The organism is Sphingobacterium sp. GVS05A (assembly GCF_019969845.1).
Classification (GTDB): Bacteria; Bacteroidota; Bacteroidia; order Sphingobacteriales; family Sphingobacteriaceae; genus Sphingobacterium.
Genome location: NZ_JAHXYR010000008.1, coordinates 13,354 through 30,500 on the forward strand (window position 1 = coordinate 13,354; position 17,147 = coordinate 30,500).

Below are 17,147 nucleotides of genomic sequence, written 5' to 3' on the forward strand. Positions count from 1 at the left end.
TTTGAAAAAAATAAATAATCAAAAATAATAACGTTATGAAGAGAAAACTTCGCATGGGTATGGTCGGAGGCGGAAATGACGCCTTTATTGGAGCTGTACACCGCATCGCCGCTTTTATGGATGGCAAGATTGAGTTGGTTTGTGGTGCATTTAGCATCGATCCACAGATTTCAAAACAATCTGGAGAAGACTTATTTGTAGCTCCCGAGCGTGTCTATCTAACCTACGAAGAGATGATAGAAAAAGAATCTTTGCTTCCTGAGGGTGAACGCATGGATTTTGTAACGATTGTTACTCCTAACTTTCTACATTTTGCCCCAGCTAAATTAGCCTTGGAAAAAGGTTTTGATGTTGTCGTTGAAAAACCTATGACAGTATCTGTTGAAGAGGCAAAAGAATTGCAGGAGACTGTAGAGCGCACAGGCCGTACACTATGTTTGACACATACCTATTCGGGGTATCCGATGGTAAAACAAGCCAAAGCGATGGTGAGAGAAGGCCACTTTGGTAAAATAAGAAAAATTGTTGTTGAATATCCACAAGGATGGTTAAGCCGTTTAACCGAACGTGAGGGCAACGCGGGCGCTGCTTGGCGTGCAGATCCAAAACGCTCAGGCAAATCTTTGGTAATGGGAGATATCGGTACCCATGCTGCTCATCTTGCAGAATATGTTTCAGGATTAAAAATCGAAGAATTATGTGCTGATTTGACAACATTTGTTGAAGGCCGTCTATTGGATGATGATGGTTCGGTATTGTTACGTTTCGAAAATGGTGCAAAAGGTGTATTAATGGCATCACAGATCTCAGCGGGAGAGGAGAATGCAGTCCGTATCCGCATTTATGGTGAAAAAGGAGGGTTAGAATGGGCCAATGAAGACCCGAACAACCTGATCATCAAAATGCTGGATCAGCCTCGTCAATTGTACCGTACAGGAAATTCTTATGCAGCTCCATATACATTGAGTTCTTTTGCTACACATAATACGCGTATTCCTGCAGGTCACCCAGAGGGTTTATTGGAGTCCTTTGCGAACATTTACCGCAATTTTACCTTGACTGTCACTGCAAAAAGAGAGGGCAGAACCCCAACGGCTGAACAACAAGATTTTCCGACTGTTTACGATGGTGTAAGAGGTATGACTTTTATTGATACTGTTGTAAAAAATAACGAAGGAACAGAAAAATGGACTAAATTTGTCGTGTGATAGACAGATTAGAACATATACTTTCTCTTTTGGAGCGGACAACTGTTCCAAAAGAGAAAGTAATCGTTATTCTGGGCCCAACAGCCTCTGGAAAAACCAAACTGGCATTACAGCTTGCCCAACAAATTGATGCCGAAATTATCAGTGCGGATTCCCGTCAAATTTATAGACGCATGGATATCGGCACAGGAAAAGACCTCACTGAATATCAAGATATTCCATATCATCTTATCGATATACAAGAACCGGGCGCGAAATACAATCTTGGAAATTTTATCACTGATTTCAATCAGGCCTATCAATCCATTTTAAACAAAGGTAAACATACAATCTTATGCGGTGGGACGGGGTTATACTTGCAAAGCGTTATCCAACGGGCCCCCTATGCACTGATTCCAAGCATTGAAGGATTCAAAGAAGCGTTTTCGGAACAGACTGAATCAGAATTAATGGAACGAGTAAGCTCTTATAGATGTCCCCAAGACTTTCAAATTGATCATTCTACCAATAAACGTATCATCCGCGCCATCGAGATACTGGAGTTTCTCAGACAAAATCCAGATTTCAAACCCGAACAGCAAGCGCCTGAAGCTCTTGTCATTGGACTAAATCCGGCTCTTGAAAAAAGAAGATCAAGTATCAGTAAGAGACTGAATGAGCGAATAGAAAACGGTTTTCTACAAGAAGTCGAACAATTATTAGTCGATGGGATTTCCCATGACCAACTACAATATTATGGGTTAGAGTATAAATATGCATCTTTTTATCTCCTTGGACAGTTGGATTACGCAACCTTCTTCACAAAGTTAGAAACAGAAATACATCGATATGCTAAACGTCAAATGACTTACTTCCGGAAAATGGAAAAAGATGGGATCAAAATTCATTGGATATAAACAAAAAAGGGCTAGTATTGCTACTAACCCTTTTCGTTAATCTCTTTCTATTATAACTTGATTTCCTCATCTTTCGCATTGAAGAAGTGGAATTCAGTTAGGTAATATGACGTCATTGGATTTACTTTAATCCATTTACCGTACTTCATAAACCATTTCATTCTTTTAGAAATCAAACCAGACTTAATGTAAGCGTCTATGTATGGGTGAACACATAAGGTCACCTTTTTCTCATTCTGTTCTTGGAGAATAAAACTCAAATTATTTTCAATATCATCCATTAGGACAATACTTGATCGGATTTCACCTGTACCATCACAAGCAGGACATTTCTCGTTTGTGACAATATTCATTTCAGGTCTTACACGTTGACGGGTGATCTGCACTAGACCAAATTTACTTGGTGGCAAAATCGTATGTCTCGCTCTGTCCGACACCATACACTCTTTTAAGAACGTATACAACTCTTTTCGATGATTGGGCTTGTGCATATCGATAAAATCGATGACTACAATTCCCCCCATATCACGCAAACGCAGTTGCCGCGCGATTTCTTTTGCTGCTTCCATATTGACCAGCAATGCATTATCTTCCTGATTCTCCTTATTGGCAGAACGGTTACCGCTATTGACATCAATTACATGTAGGGCTTCGGTATGTTCGATAACGAGATACGCACCACCCGGCAATGTAACAGTTTTGCCAAAAGCTGCCTTGATTTGCTTTTCAACTCCGAAATGGTCGAAAATTGGTTCTTTATGTTTGTAAAGTTTTACAATTTTCTCCAGATCTGGAGATATATCGTGTATATATGATTTTGTTTCTTCGAAGATCGAAGGATCATTAACATAAATATGCGAAAACTCATCCGTTAGGATATCCCGTAGAATCGTGGATGCACGATCCATTTCGCCGAGAACCTTTTGCGGTGGTTCAGCATTACGAAGACGTTTGGTAAATAGCTCCCATTTTGAGATCAGGTCCAATAAGTCACGTTGTAGTTCTTCAACACCTTTTCCTTCAGAGACCGTACGGATAATTACACCAAAATTAGCTGGTTTAATTCCTTCGACAATCTTTTTGAGGCGGTTGCGCTCATTACTACCTTTGATACGCTTGGAAATGGAAACAGTACTTGAGAAAGGTACCAAAACGACAAAACGACCTGCAATTGAAAGGTCTGAACTCAGACGAGGTCCTTTTGTTGAGATGGGTTCTTTGGCGATTTGTACTGGCACGAGCATATTTTTGCTCAAGACATCAGAGATCTTACCAGCTTTATCGATATCCTTTTCAAGTTTTAAACTATTGAGCAGTTTCTCTTGATAACTGCCATTCTTTACTATACGCGTAAGCTTTAGCAAAGATTGAACTTGTGGACCCAAATCTAGATAATGTAGAAAAGCATCCTTTTCGTAGCCTACATCTACGAAAGCCGCATTCAGCCCTGGCATAATCCGCTTGATACGTCCGAGATAAATATCTCCGACAGCGAAATTGTTATTTGCGGGTTCGCGGTTAAGTTCAACAAGCTGCTTGTCTTGTAGTAAAGCAATAGTTACCCCTTTATCAGGAGTTGAATCGATAATTAATTCCTTTACCAAAAGCTACTCATTTTTGATACCTATGCAATATCCTATCGCAATTTTTGGTATCCGATTAAACATTTAAAGAACGTTGTTACGAAAAAAACAATCTACACACCCATAAAGACATGTAGATCGTTTCGTAAAGCTATCTCAGCAAAATGGGCCAAGATGTTTAAAAGCTTAACACAAGACTATTTTTTCTTGTGTCTATTTTTTCTTAAACGTTTTTTACGTTTGTGAGTAGCCATCTTGTGTCTTTTTCTTTTTTTTCCGCTTGGCATAGCTAAATTTTTTAATGATTATAAAATAATAAATTAATTACTTGCTCAATTCCCCGATCTTACGGTCGATGAATTGTGATAGGGACGGATCAGCTGCCAGCTCTTTACTTTTTTGAAAAGCAGTTACGGCCTCTTTTTTCATCCCAATATTTTCATAGCCTGTGGCTAAGTAAAAGTATGACTCTGCATCGGGTTTTTGATCGATAACGGTCTTAAAACGCTCGATGGCTTTGTCAAACTGACGGGACTGTAATGAAAACAATCCCAAAGTTTTATTCGCTTCTAAGTTTTTCGGATCAGCAGCAACAACTTCACGCAATAAAGCAATACCTGCCATTGGATTGTTTGTTCCTGATACCATTGCGGCACCTAATCCTGTTTTTGCATCAAGACTACTTGAATTAGCTTTTAGCGCCGCTTCATATGCATGAATTGCATTCTGATTAAGAGCTTGAGCTAAAGTAGAATCTTGCAAATTAGTGTAAGCAGCACGATAAGCATTACCCGCTTTCAACCAATATTCAAATTGAGGAGAAACCTTTGCCATTTCCTCATACACAAATGCCTGAGGAGCTGGTTTTGCGACATCGTCCCACTTATTTGCCAACTGTTGCAACAGCTTTATCTTATCTTCACCAGAAGCTTTTGCAACTTGGGCCTCAATATCGGAAATTTCTTTGACTAAACTAGCATCTAAACCTTGTTTTGTCATCGAAGAGATATTTTCCAAGTTTACTTCATTGGAAGGTTTCGATTCAGATGCTGCAGCAGTTTGTTTTTCTTTGTCCACCAAACCTTTAATAGGCTGTGCAAATAGCACAGCAACCAAGGCTACTACTGCTCCTATGACTATTATTTGTTTGGTTTTTGCCATTTTAATCTATTTTAAGATTATTTATTGCCGTTTTTTACTTTCTCAACGAAAATTTTAGCTGGCTTGAAGCTAGGAACAAAGTGCTCTGGAATAATGATCGCTGTATTTTTCGAAATGTTTCTTGCAGTCTTCTCAGCTCTTTTTTTGACTACGAAGCTACCAAAACCTCTTACATATACATTTTCTCCTCCGATCATTGCGTTTTTGACAACTTTGAAGAACGCCTCTACGGTCTCTTGAACATCTACCTTCTCTAAGCCAGTTTTGTTAGAGATTTCTGCAATAATTTCTGCTTTAGTCATATCTATTTTACTGTAATTATTTATTTTTCAACCCTTAAGCCAACTAATGTTTGGGGATGCAAAAGTATTGTTTTAAAATGAGGAATGGAAATTATTTAAACACTTTTTTGATAAATAAGCTTCCAAAAGCCAAACATTTACAATCAATTAACGAGATTTCACATCGAGCAAACCGCTAAATAAGTTTCAAAATTAACAACAATTTCCTAATTTACAACAAGTTGATTCATTGGATGTCATAAAAAAATCAAGATATGCCAATTTCATGACTAATACATTCCAAATCTTCGCGCGTATGATGTGCATTGACAACAATTCTATTCAATAATGGGTCTGTAGGAAGGGGATAAGGAAAACTAGAGACCAATATACTTGCTTCCATCAGCCTTTCATAGAGACTAATATCATTGGAAGAGAAGACCGGAAAATTAGCGATGGCATTTAAATATCCTTTTGAAAGCGATGCGAAATAAAGAATATTTGCCTGCAATTTTTCAAATTGCTTACGATAGATCTGCTCCCCATTTACAAAAGCATAAAGACTCGCGGGAGAACACGGGGAGGCTCCAGTATAAAAGTTTGACTTTTTCAACTGTTCAATCCGTTTCTGGCTGGCCAAAATCAGGCCCGCGTCTGTCGCTAAGCCCTTTGCCAAGGAGGCCACGACAATTAGCTCCATATTTTTTCTCAAAAAACCACGCTCCACCAGTGAAATGCCATTTTCATGCAGCACACCGATTCCATGAGAATCATCCAGCACCAGGGTAACCCTTTTAGCATCGGAAATTTCATCAAAAACCGAAAAATCATATCTTTCAGGCTTCATATTATCTAGGCTATTGCTAACAATAACAAAAGATGTTTCTTTGGATTTATTGATATAATCGACAGTATGGAAGCTCCAATCCCTAAAATCGTCAACTACGCCTGGGTTTGTGTCAAGCCACAAGGAAGGATGGCTAGCAGGTGCATAGAGCAATTCTCCCTCTTGCGACAACGTTTTGACAACAAATTGAGTCGCCAAGTAACCGCTTGACAGCAATAATCCAGACTCAAATCCAAATCGCTGCGCCGCATGCTCCTCAGCTTGGTCAAATATAGCCTGCTGAACATTGTTATTTCGAGAAGTGCCATTATTAACACCATAACGCCTTAACCCCTCAATGAAAAGTTCGATATATTCATTATCGGTCGCCAACCCTAAATAGGAGGTTCCTCCAAAAAAAAGGTATTCCTTTCCATCCAAATATATGCATCGCGCAGTAGGCTGATCAAGTTTTGTAAAATTCTTCATTTAAATATTTAGGAGTGATATGCGTTAACCCTTCAGTACCTCTGGATTGGCAATATGCTGAGGTGTTCCTTGTGCGAAAGCAACAATATTCTCAAAAGCCAACTTAAATAGCTGTTCGTAGCTATTTTCTTCGACGTAGCCCAAGTGAGGTGTGCAAATAACATTCGGTATCTGCAACAATGGATAATTAGACTCTGTAATAGGTTCTGACTCGTAAACGTCCACTGCTACAGCGCCTGGTGTCCCACTGGTCAAAGCATCCAAAAGTGCTCCCTGTTCAACCAATTCCGCACGCGAAGTATTTACGAATAGTGCTGATGGTTTCATGGAACGCAGATCTTCCAATTTTACAATAGCTCTGGTTTCTGGCACCAATCTTAGGTGTAATGATATGACATCAGCAAAATGAAAGAAATCCGACTTACTTGATGCGGCTAAGAATCCGTCTTTCACCGCCTCTTCTCTGGAGTGCTCACTTCCCCATACAATCACCTGCGCGCCAAATGCCTTTGCGTACTGGGCAACCCGGCGCCCAATCTTTCCGTAACTCCATATCCCTATGGTTTTCCCGGCTACGGATTGACCAATATTCGACTGCCATTCCCCTGCTTTCATCGCTGCAATCGCTTGTGGCAGCTTCCTCAAACCATTCATAATTAATAGCCAGGTCAGTTCGGCAGGTGCGACCGAAGATCCCATACTTTCTGCAACGGCAACTTGATAAGCACTACAGATCGCCAGATCAAGGTGGTTGGAAATCTTACCCGTTTGGCTGATGAGCTGGAGATTTGGAAGTCTGCTGAGCAGATCAGCAGAGATTTTCGTTCGCTCTCTAATCAGCACCAACGCCTCTGTATTTTTAAGCTTTTCGGCCAGCTGATCTGGATCTGTATAGGATTGTTTCAATATCTGAACATCGTGACCATCAAGTATTTTGAAACAATCCAGCTGTCGGACAGCATCTTGATAGTCATCTAAAATGGTAATTCGCATCTTTTTGTGACTTAATTTACACCACTCGTTAACACGATCGGTTCTCATTCCAAGCATTAATTTACAGCATAAAATCGGAATACGACATTTCATCATCATATTTTGACATTTCATCCACTCTTTTTCGTGGAAGCAATTGCTCTGTTCCATTTTTGGATAAAAAAAATGAAGCTGTTATTAACCTTATTATTTTTAAGTACCACCACCATTTTCGCTCAATCTATTCTCAAAGGCAGGGTAGTAGAGAAAAATGGTAAACCCATCTATTTAGCCAATGTTTATATTGAGGGTACCTACGATGGGAGCACAACAGACTCGCTCGGAAATTTTACTTTTGAAACCAATGAGCGGGGTGCCAAGACAATCAAAGCGTCCGTTGTAGACCGTCCACTGTATAGCAAAACTATTGAATTACCATATAAGGAACTTTTGATCATTCAATTGCAGGGTAGTGAGAATCGATTGCAAGAGGTCAGTATTCAGGCAGGGGTCCTCCAAGCCAACAGCTCAGGCAAAAACACGGTGATGAGCCCCTTGGATATCGTCACGACGGCGGGAAGTATGGGCAACATCATCAGTGCTTTGGCAACATTACCGGGTGCACAAGTTGCGGGAGAAAACGGCCGCCTCATGGTCCACGGCGGAGATGCCTTCGAAACACAGACTTACATCAATGGAATACGAGTAGCACAACCCTATACCGCAACCCCAAATGAAATTCCTGTCAGAGGTCGATTCTCACCAATGCTTTTTAAAGGAGTGAATTTTTCCACAGGCGGTTATTCCGCAGAATTTGCCAATGCCTTATCCAGCATTTTGGCCCTTAGTACAGAAAACACTATTGAACAGCCCAAAACAGAAATTTCTTTATCCTCGGTAGGATTAGGTCTAGGACATACATTACAATGGGGTAAAAACTCCCTGACATTCAACAGCAGCTATACAAACTTAGAGCCCTATTCAAAAATCATTACCCCCGATATCAGATGGACCAAGCCCTATGAAAACGCTTCCGGAGAACTGATCTATCGCCATCAGTTTAAAAAAGGTTTTCTAAATATTTATGGGGCGTACAATTTTGAGAATATGGGGCTTTACCAATCCGACATCAATTACGAAGAGCCTATCCCATTGAAAAAGAAGTCCAACAATAGCTACGCCAACATCACCTATAGTCAAGACCTAGGAAATCGCTGGGCATTCCATTCAGGCGTTGGAATAGGCTATCTGACAGACAAGCTCCATTACAGTGATATTTACCTGCCCAACGACGAAAAGAGCCTCCATCTAAAAGGGACGCTAAGAAAAACCTGGAAAAACAGTATAAAAAGCATTTGGGGAATAGAATATTTTGACAACAATTACAAGGAAGAATACCATCGTCAAGAACTTGCCTACAGCTATGGATACCATAGCAAAATGACTTCACTGTTTACCGAAACCACTTTTGCCCTATTACCTAGCCTTATTGGAAAGGTCGGACTGCGGGGGACTACGTCCAATTTACAAAGCAAAAAAACAATAGAGCCAAGGGCATCCTTGGGCTACGCTTTGAACAAGTATACTCAGCTCTCGCTGGCCTATGGAACGTTTCATCAACAAGCTCCAAGCCCATTTTTAAAATATGATCCTCAGCTGGATTGGCTAGCCGCCAGACATTATATCGCAAATTACTTTTACGAGAAAGGTGGACACCTGTTGCGTCTGGAAGTTTACCATAAGACATACGACAACCTGATAAAATATAACAGCCAAACAGCAAGGTACGACAGTCAATATGACAACAATGGCAACGGCAAGGTCAAAGGCTTTGATGTATTTTACAAAAACACCAGTAGCGTAAAGAATCTACAATACTGGATTTCATACTCCTACACGGATAGCAAAAGAGATGAAGCGAACTATCCCCATACAGTTACTCCCTCTTATGTTTATAAGCATAGCCTTTTTATTGTTGGAAAATACTGGTTTGCAAGCCTCCGTTCACAGCTCAGTTTGACAAATTCGATTGTCTCAGGAAGAAATTACAACGATCCTAACCAAACCAACTTTATGAATGGCCGCACCAAAGGATATAATAATCTATCTATGAGTTGGTCATTCCTCTACAGTCAACAAAAAATTATCCATTTCTCTGTCAGCAATGTGCTCGGAGCTTCACCGATCTATGGATATCAATATGCAGACCGACCAAATACACAGGGTATTTATGATCGTAGAGCTATTGTGCCTACAGCTAAACGCTTTGTCTTTTTGGGTTATTTCTGGACGATAAGTAAAAATGAAAAAGACAATCAACTGGATAATCTATAACAATCAACAACTCATCATCAAAATATGCCGGTTCATCCAAAATTATTCCCATTTGTCAGTTGCTATCCGCAATTTCACTGGAGTTCAACAAAATATGAACCAGCTATCGAAGAATCAAAAATGTTAACCACTAAACGAAAGATCATGAAATCAATTATTATCGCCATTATCTGTTTCATAAGCAGCAGCACATTTGCACAAAGCAACTACGAAAAAAGTATGGGGCAAGCCATGGGTTTATGGCAGTCCGGAGAGATACAGAAAGCATCTGCACTCCTGGAACGAATTGGCCAAGCCGAAAAAGACAATTGGATTCCAACCTATTATCAGGCAATGATCCTGACGACAGCCGCCTTCAGGGAAAAGAACAAAGAAACACAAGCAAAATACATAGAATCTGCAGAAGACATCCTGAATAACAGTACCCAGGACAATAACTCGGAATGGCTTGTGTTGCGAGCAATGAATAAAACCGCATTAATGGTAACCGATCCCATGACAAAAGCCAAGGAGCTATCACCAATCATCATTGGTTTGTATAAAAAAGCATTGGCAATCACACCTAGTAATCCACGCGCGGCGTTGGGACTGGCTGAATTCCAGATGAACGCAAAAAAATATTTCAATCAGGACAGCAGTAAAGAATGTGAGGATGTCAAGAAAGCACTATCTTTATTCAATGAAGAAAAAGTGACTGTTCCCTTTTCTCCTTCTTGGGGCAAAGACCGGGCAGAACAAATACTGAAAGAGTGCAAATAATATTGCTGTGAAGAGATTTCCATTTAAAGCCATTATTCAGGCCATATTAGCAAGTGTGGTTGTCTCCATCTATTTTGTAGTTGTAGCCAAACTCGATCATAAAGATGTCCCTTTGTTATCGATCATCTTGCACCCTAATATGGTCAGAGGTTTATTGTATGGATTTTTTCTTTTCCTCGGGCATGGCTATTTATCAAAATGGGTCTCGGATAAATACCCAAGCAGTAAAGAGTTTGGAAAAAAAATGATTACTTTTTATAGTATCAGTTTCGTCTTGACCATACTAGTTGTTTTTATTGTCAATGCATTTTTTTCCGGCCTGTTTATCCCGACCGGTTCCAAAGACTTCCTCCAGCGCTTCAATCATTTTATTAATCAGCAGCGTGTTGCTTACTACTTTCAACTTACGATTATCTCCTGGTTTATTTCAATGCTATTTTTTGGCTTCTATTTCTATAAAAGATTCAAAGACTATCAGATTAAAGAATCGGAGCAGGAAAAACAACAGATAACAGCCCAATTCGAATCTTTAAAAAACCAATTGGATCCACACTTTCTATTCAACAGCTTAAATGTGCTGAACGGGTTGATTGAAGAGGATCCCAAAAAGGCTAGCCTGTTTACAACTGACCTGTCAAAGATATACCGCTATGTACTGGAACACAAGGACAAGAGTCTTGTCAGCTTACAGGAAGAACTCAGGTTCTCAAAAGCCTATTTGAATCTTCTGGGCCTACGGTTTGAAGCAGGTATCCAGATTGATCTACATATTTCTGAAGACGAGATCAGTGGTTTTATTTTACCGCTTTCTCTTCAATTGCTCATCGAAAATGTAGTCAAGCACAATGTTATTTCGTTAAAGAGCCCACTGATGTTAAAGATTTATCGTAAAAACGATTATTTATATGTTGAGAATAATCTACAGAAAAAGAAAGTGCTCAACAGCAACTCTGGCATCGGTTTGAAAAATATCCAGGAGCGTTATGCATTATTGTCCGATCAACCTGTTTACATTCAGGAAAGCGCTGATTTGTTTTCTGTAGGACTGCCGATTATTGCCGAAACAGTAGCATGAAAACCAGCTCATTTAAAACAAGTCAATGCCAGTAGCATCTGACGACAAGGATCAATCCGGTTCAAGAGGCCATTAATTAAAACCAAAGAAAATACCAGTAGCAATTAAATGTCATAAGCAGGCAGGTATGACCTGAATGCGAAATAAATAAACCACTCAAGGATCAGACGATCAATGAGAACAAAAATATGCAATGAAAATATTAATTATAGAAGACGAACTTCCTTCTGCGAGACTGCTCCGAAGAAAATTGGAGCGGCTCGGTTATACGGTGTCAGCCACACTACAGACCGTAGAAGAATCGATTGAATGGTTTAGGTCAAATAACGAACCTGATCTACTTTTTATGGACATTCAACTTGCTGATGGCATATCATTTGAGATCCTCGAGCAGATAAAACCTAGTTCGGCCATTATTTTCACGACAGCGTATGATGAATATATGTTACGGGCATTTAAACAAAACAGCATCGACTACCTGTTAAAGCCAATTGAAGATGAAGAACTGGAAAACGCGATTGAAAAGTTTCTGCAGTTTAGGCGCCCAGTCTCTCCATTTGATCTAGCTACCTTTGAGGCATTATTTAAAAATACCACCCAAACATTTAAGGAACGTTTTACCATCAAGATCGGCCAGAGCCTCAAGGTTGTGACCACCAGACAGATCGAGTGCATTTACAGCGAAAACAAAGGCACCTATTTATATACCAATGAAAATGGGAATTATCTGTTCGACCAAACACTGGATGCCTTAACCCCACAATTATCGCCCAAAGATTTCTTTCGGATCAACCGAAGTGCTATCGTGCAATTTGATGCCATCAAAAGCATCGCCGTGCACTCTAATGCGAGATTAAAAATATACCTCAAGCATTACGAATCTGACGAACTGATCGTTTCGAGGGAGAAAGTCGTTGCTTTCAAAAATTGGCTAGACAAATAACTTCGGATTGAACGCCCGATTTACCTTTCGTAAAGCTATTAAATCACAGACAAGGATCCAGGCTCAAGTCGTCGAACGAGCACTTAACTGCAAGGAAAAGAAGAATATAGTGGAAGGGTTACATATTGAGTCTATAGTTCAGTGGAATACTGAATCTAAGTGACACGGCAAATCCCTTCATTGGCCGATAATCTTTTTTGTCTTTGATGGAAAAACCATATCCAAAATCAATATCCAAAAGTGTCGCCAGACTAGCTCCGACTTTAGGGGTGAAGGTATAAGGCGTCACTTCTGCGCGCACAAATGGGGTCAGTACATAGCTTTGCGGATAATATGTTAGCGCCGCTTCTGGAATAACCGCAAATTTCTTTTGCGTCCAGGTAAAGTTAGCGGTGGCATCTGCCCGCAGGATGTTATCACCTATAAATGGAAATGCAAAATAAGCTCCAGTTTTGATGATACTCCCTTTTTGGAACTGGTAACTCAGTGTCGGACCAATCAAATGGTCTTGTGCTGCTGCCTTTTTTCCAAAAGCGAGCAAAATAACCATACAACCTAACCAAAGTATATTTCTATTTTGCATGACTCGCCATTTAATAGATATGAAAATTCAATGGTATATTCACACCTACAGATACGGTAAAACCATCTATTGGCTTGAAATTTTTCTTTGTATTGTAATCGAATCCATAGCCTATACCCAAATCGACAATTGAAAACAAACTCGCTCCAACTTTAGGAGTAATGGTATAGGGTGTCAATTCAGCTTTGACAAATGGGAACAGGACAAAGTCATTCAGGTAATATGTAAACCCTACTTCCGGAATTACCGTCGTTTTGTTTTCCATCCAGCTAAAATTGGCACCAGCATCTATTTTCATATACTGGAAGTCGTTTGGTGCAAATAAGCCCCAACCTGAAACTTTCAGAAAATTTCCGCTCTGATATTGATACCCCACAGAAGGTCCCCAGATCCATCTATTATGTTCCTGTAAAGGTTTCCTCTGAGCCTTTACAAGCGAAAATGAACAACATAGTGCGGCAATTAACGACAGTGCTTTTAGTTTCATCCAGCTAAATTACAAACTATAATCTATTTTATGGAATACAACAGGCGCACTCAAGAATAGTTTTACTTAAAACAGAAAATAGTACCTATACGGCTCGGTATCCGCAAATTAAATTAACAAAACTCCCGTTTAGGACAATTTTAATCCTCAAGCAGTTTGATTCTAATAAATTGAGACCTTTCACTCAAGGATCCTTCTTCCCCCCAATACCCATTTATATGGTTTGCCGCGGTATATATATGTCCATCTTTACCCCAAAATAGCAGTTCCTCTTTCCAGGTCGGCATCCATTCTTTAAAGCTTACCGAAATCATCGGTATTATTTTCCCTTGTTTCACGTGGAAGAGTTGCAGGTCACCTGTCGATTCATAGGGATCAGCATGGAAAGCCATCAAATATTTTTTGTCAGCAGAAAAGAAGGGATAATCACCACATTCCACGATAAGATGACCGTCCTTTCTGTCAAAAAGGCGTACATCAGCACTTTCCCAATAGTTTCCCGCAACGGCAAAGGCATTCAGAAAATCGTAATGCCCCATGTACGAATACATAGATTCCAACTCATTGTCAATATCTTTATCTGTAAAAGTCAGCTTTTTCCCATTTTCTAGCGGTAATTCCAGAATCTTTCCATTTTTAGTATAGGACAGCGTATCCTTGATCATATAATTTTTGGCCGTATTTCGGGCCGCTAAAAACGTTTGTTCATCGATCAATTCCACAAGAAGATATTTATCCAAAGGATGACCTTTTTCGTAATAGCTTTCTTTTCCGTTCACCGTCTGTGAGACAATGATATTTAAATCCTTGGGTGATATTGTAATTTTATCCTGTTTACCCAATTTAGATTTTGCCACATATACCTTTTCCCATCGTGTTACATCATTAGCTTCGCCGTTAGCCCCTTTATAATCCCGTTGAACACGATCCATCACAGCAATCCACTCTCCTTCCTCAGCGATTACATCCAGTTTTGTACCAAAAGGATACTTTCCAAGTGCCGGAGCATTTTCATCCGCACCTTGACGCAACACTACACCAGCACGGTCGATCACATAGAGGTTTTTTAAGACCTTTGTCTGATCATAGTTGATCGGCAATGGAGGAAATTTCTCCGTTACAGCAGTATTCTTGACCGCGACCGAATCCATTTGAGTAGAATCTCCCTTTTGGGTATCTGTCTTCTTTGAACCGTCACCGCAGCCTGATATTCCCATGGAAATAGTCCCGCCGACTAGCATACACAGGGGTAAAAATAGCAGTCTTTTCATAAAGGTGAAGATAGCGATTCCTGTGCCGAAAAAAAATACTGGTATTCAGGGGTTCTTACCTGCCGGTATAAATATCAAAAATCCAACAGCATTGGTTCATCGCTATTTGAGTAGCGACCATGGCAATTATTGTCTTTTTCATCCACAATAATTTTAGCTTTTTCGCCAAAGCGTCTTACGATTCACCTGAAGACCGCCATGCATTCTTTTTGCTTTAATTACTGTCAATGTGATAACGATCGCGATCGTCAAAAAGCGGAAAATATTCGCATACCAGTTCCCTGCGGCGTTATCATCAACATCAAATAGCATCCAAGCCAGATTCATCAAGATATGTAAAGCAATGGGAACCCAGAGATTAAACTTCCATTCGGTATACAACCAGGCAAACAATACCGATCCTAAAAATGTTGTCGTAAAAATGAGCGCCAATTCCATCGGTTCCCGACTTTGATATAGATGCAATAAGGCAAATACGAACGAAGTTGAAAGAATAGCAGGAATAAAACCCAAGCGAGTGTACCGATAAACTAGACCAAAAAAGTAAGCCCTAAAGATAAGCTCTTCAAACAATCCCGCAGAGAGGGTATTAATCATTAAAGAATTGAAATCGGGCTGTTTGATTAAAGAAAACTTAAAAGCATACCCGATAAACATCGGGAGTGTTGCCAACCCGCCGATAGATAGCCCCAATATGAATGATCCATTTAAACCAAATTTAGAAATCATGGTGTCCTGATCTTTTGGGCGAAGTAAAAACGCCCCTATGAGCAGAGGGGGTAAGCTAAGTACATAGGTTGACATATGACCCAAGGTTCTGTTGTGAAGGAGGCTGGTCATTTTGGTCTGAACTGTTGCAAAGAATAATTGATCCAAAACAAAATAGATTCCGAAAAACAAAAACAAAACAAATAAATTGAAATTTGTACGATTCATAACTTTTTGGGACAAAACTAAATTTCGGTTCAACAATAGACAAAAATAAGTGGCGGATAGCAAAGATTAGGGACGAATGGCAAACAGCAGATTAGAGTTTATTAAGCAGATTAATTCAATAAGTAGGGTTTTACCGAATGGAGCATCGAACGGGACACGAAAGCATACTCCTCCATATCCTCGAAACGCAAGAGAAATCCCTGCGCATTGCCCTCTTTGCTCAGGATCTTATCGAAGTTAACCAGATATGATCTGTGACAACGGTAGATATTTGCACCTGTCAGTAGCTCGGCTAGCTTCCCTAGCGTAATACGCACGATCTCCTTTTTTACCCTATTACCTTCGTAGAAATAGACTATGCAATAATTATCCATGGATTTGGCAAATATAAAATCCTGTCGACCAAAATATAAAAACTGGCTTCCATTGGCAACACAAACAATAGCATTGTTATCAGAAACAATAGCGTTGTCATCAGAAGCAACAACATGCTGCCCTGTTACACCCATCCGAATCGGAGAATCTGAATTCTGAGAGATGGGATTCGAGATGCGCTGTTCAAGTAAGTTCGCTCGTATCGGCAAAACAGGATCTAGAGAAACAGCGGGTTGAGAGACGGAGTTCGGTATAAGCGGTTCAGATAAGTCCGTCGGTACCAGAGAGGCCAGTCTCTGAGGCGCAGCGTTCAAGATTGGCATGGTAGGTTTCGTCCGATTTGTATGTATAATTGCTAAAAAATAGATCAGTCCAATGGGCACATAGAGTGATAGGGTATAAAGTCCCATATATAGCAAGTTAATCCATTGCATGGGCACTTGACTAACAACCAAACTATTGTACAGAAAATTCAATATTGAAGCTGATAGACATACCAATAGCATGCGTACTAACTCCTTTCGCATGGTCCATTCCTTCCTCTCAGGTAATACAAAAGAAGCCAATAGATAAGAAAAAGCGAAAATAACCCCATAACCGGCCAATAGTAGGTATTTGCTAGTATCTTCGAAATTGTAAGTACCAAAAGGCTGAAAAATAATTAAAAAAAGGTAACAGGATACTCCCAGCAAAAAAGCATAACGCAGCGACCGCTGGAGTGAAAATATCCCCGGAATGACCTGTTGCCCCTGCCTTAACCATGAGATTAAATTGATCATAATCATCGACAATTTACTAAAATTTCATCATTTCATATTGTACTTTTCATTCGCGCAGAGACTTTCAAGCTAATTATAACAATTACAGCGCACCGTTTTACGAAGCCCATATCCCGAAAAACCCAATTCCATCGAAGATCTGCCATGGAAGATGTACTCCTTGTTGATAGTAATCCACTTCAAGAGCTA

The 17,147-nt window shown here is 39.9% G+C and carries 16 protein-coding genes; 6 read left to right on the forward strand and 10 right to left on the reverse strand.

Going from position 1 to position 17,147, the window contains the following annotated elements:
* Window positions 1-35: 35 nt before the first annotated feature.
* Window positions 36-1,208, forward strand: coding sequence for a Gfo/Idh/MocA family protein (locus tag LC454_RS18935; protein WP_223583993.1), 1,173 nt, complete (start codon window positions 36-38; stop codon window positions 1,206-1,208).
* Window positions 1,205-2,104: a tRNA (adenosine(37)-N6)-dimethylallyltransferase MiaA gene (gene miaA, locus LC454_RS18940; RefSeq protein WP_223583994.1), complete on the forward strand. Its 900-nt coding sequence runs from the start codon at window positions 1,205-1,207 to the stop codon at window positions 2,102-2,104. The genes LC454_RS18935 and miaA overlap by 4 nt, the downstream gene beginning before the upstream one ends.
* 50 nt (window positions 2,105-2,154) lie before the next feature.
* Here the strand turns inward: miaA and LC454_RS18945 are convergent, their stop codons facing one another.
* The 5 genes from LC454_RS18945 to LC454_RS18970 form a co-directional block, all read right to left on the reverse strand.
* Window positions 2,155-3,708, reverse strand: coding sequence for a ribonuclease E/G (locus LC454_RS18945; protein WP_077436961.1), 1,554 nt, complete (start codon window positions 3,706-3,708; stop codon window positions 2,155-2,157).
* Between the two features lie 303 nt (window positions 3,709-4,011).
* The gene (locus LC454_RS18955) at window positions 4,012-4,848 is read right to left on the reverse strand and encodes a tetratricopeptide repeat protein (protein WP_104384819.1); all 837 of its coding nucleotides are present in this window, start codon (window positions 4,846-4,848) and stop codon (window positions 4,012-4,014) included.
* 17 nt (window positions 4,849-4,865) lie between these two features.
* Window positions 4,866-5,150 (reverse strand): HU family DNA-binding protein, encoded by a 285-nt coding sequence (locus LC454_RS18960; protein ID WP_028071165.1) that lies wholly within the window; start codon window positions 5,148-5,150, stop codon window positions 4,866-4,868.
* 247 nt (window positions 5,151-5,397) lie between these two features.
* Window positions 5,398-6,444: an 8-amino-7-oxononanoate synthase gene (locus tag LC454_RS18965; protein ID WP_223583995.1), complete on the reverse strand. Its 1,047-nt coding sequence runs from the start codon at window positions 6,442-6,444 to the stop codon at window positions 5,398-5,400.
* Window positions 6,445-6,468: 24 nt separating this feature from the next.
* Window positions 6,469-7,485, reverse strand: coding sequence for a D-2-hydroxyacid dehydrogenase family protein (locus LC454_RS18970; protein ID WP_223583996.1), 1,017 nt, complete (start codon window positions 7,483-7,485; stop codon window positions 6,469-6,471).
* Between the two features lie 117 nt (window positions 7,486-7,602).
* Between LC454_RS18970 and LC454_RS18975 the strand changes: the two genes are divergently transcribed.
* The 4 genes from LC454_RS18975 (at window position 7,603) to LC454_RS18990 (ending at window position 12,527) form a co-directional block, all read left to right on the forward strand.
* The gene (locus LC454_RS18975; RefSeq protein WP_223583997.1) at window positions 7,603-9,750 is read left to right on the forward strand and encodes a carboxypeptidase-like regulatory domain-containing protein; all 2,148 of its coding nucleotides are present in this window, start codon (window positions 7,603-7,605) and stop codon (window positions 9,748-9,750) included.
* 144 nt (window positions 9,751-9,894) lie between these two features.
* The gene (locus LC454_RS18980; RefSeq protein WP_223583998.1) at window positions 9,895-10,509 is read left to right on the forward strand and encodes a hypothetical protein; all 615 of its coding nucleotides are present in this window, start codon (window positions 9,895-9,897) and stop codon (window positions 10,507-10,509) included.
* A gap of 7 nt (window positions 10,510-10,516) precedes the next feature.
* On the forward strand, window positions 10,517-11,584 hold the full coding sequence (locus tag LC454_RS26555) for a sensor histidine kinase (protein WP_223583999.1): 1,068 nt from the start codon (window positions 10,517-10,519) through the stop codon (window positions 11,582-11,584).
* 193 nt (window positions 11,585-11,777) lie between these two features.
* A complete protein-coding gene (locus tag LC454_RS18990) occupies window positions 11,778-12,527 on the forward strand; it encodes a LytR/AlgR family response regulator transcription factor (RefSeq protein WP_223584000.1) in 750 nt (249 codons plus the stop codon).
* Window positions 12,528-12,645: 118 nt separating this feature from the next.
* Here the strand turns inward: LC454_RS18990 and LC454_RS18995 are convergent, their stop codons facing one another.
* The 5 genes from LC454_RS18995 to LC454_RS19015 all read right to left on the reverse strand — a co-directional run bounded on the left by LC454_RS18995 (window position 12,646) and on the right by LC454_RS19015 (window position 16,958).
* A complete protein-coding gene (locus LC454_RS18995; RefSeq protein ID WP_223584001.1) occupies window positions 12,646-13,110 on the reverse strand; it encodes a hypothetical protein in 465 nt (154 codons plus the stop codon).
* Window positions 13,111-13,120: 10 nt separating this feature from the next.
* A complete protein-coding gene (locus LC454_RS19000; RefSeq protein ID WP_223584002.1) occupies window positions 13,121-13,597 on the reverse strand; it encodes a hypothetical protein in 477 nt (158 codons plus the stop codon).
* A gap of 140 nt (window positions 13,598-13,737) precedes the next feature.
* Window positions 13,738-14,868, reverse strand: coding sequence for an SH3 domain-containing protein (locus LC454_RS19005; protein WP_223584003.1), 1,131 nt, complete (start codon window positions 14,866-14,868; stop codon window positions 13,738-13,740).
* Between the two features lie 153 nt (window positions 14,869-15,021).
* On the reverse strand, window positions 15,022-15,804 hold the full coding sequence (locus LC454_RS19010) for a CPBP family intramembrane glutamic endopeptidase (RefSeq protein ID WP_223584004.1): 783 nt from the start codon (window positions 15,802-15,804) through the stop codon (window positions 15,022-15,024).
* A gap of 110 nt (window positions 15,805-15,914) precedes the next feature.
* Complete coding sequence (locus LC454_RS19015) at window positions 15,915-16,958, reverse strand: LytTR family DNA-binding domain-containing protein (RefSeq protein ID WP_223584005.1); 1,044 nt, start codon at window positions 16,956-16,958, stop codon at window positions 15,915-15,917.
* Window positions 16,959-17,147: the final 189 nt, after the last annotated feature.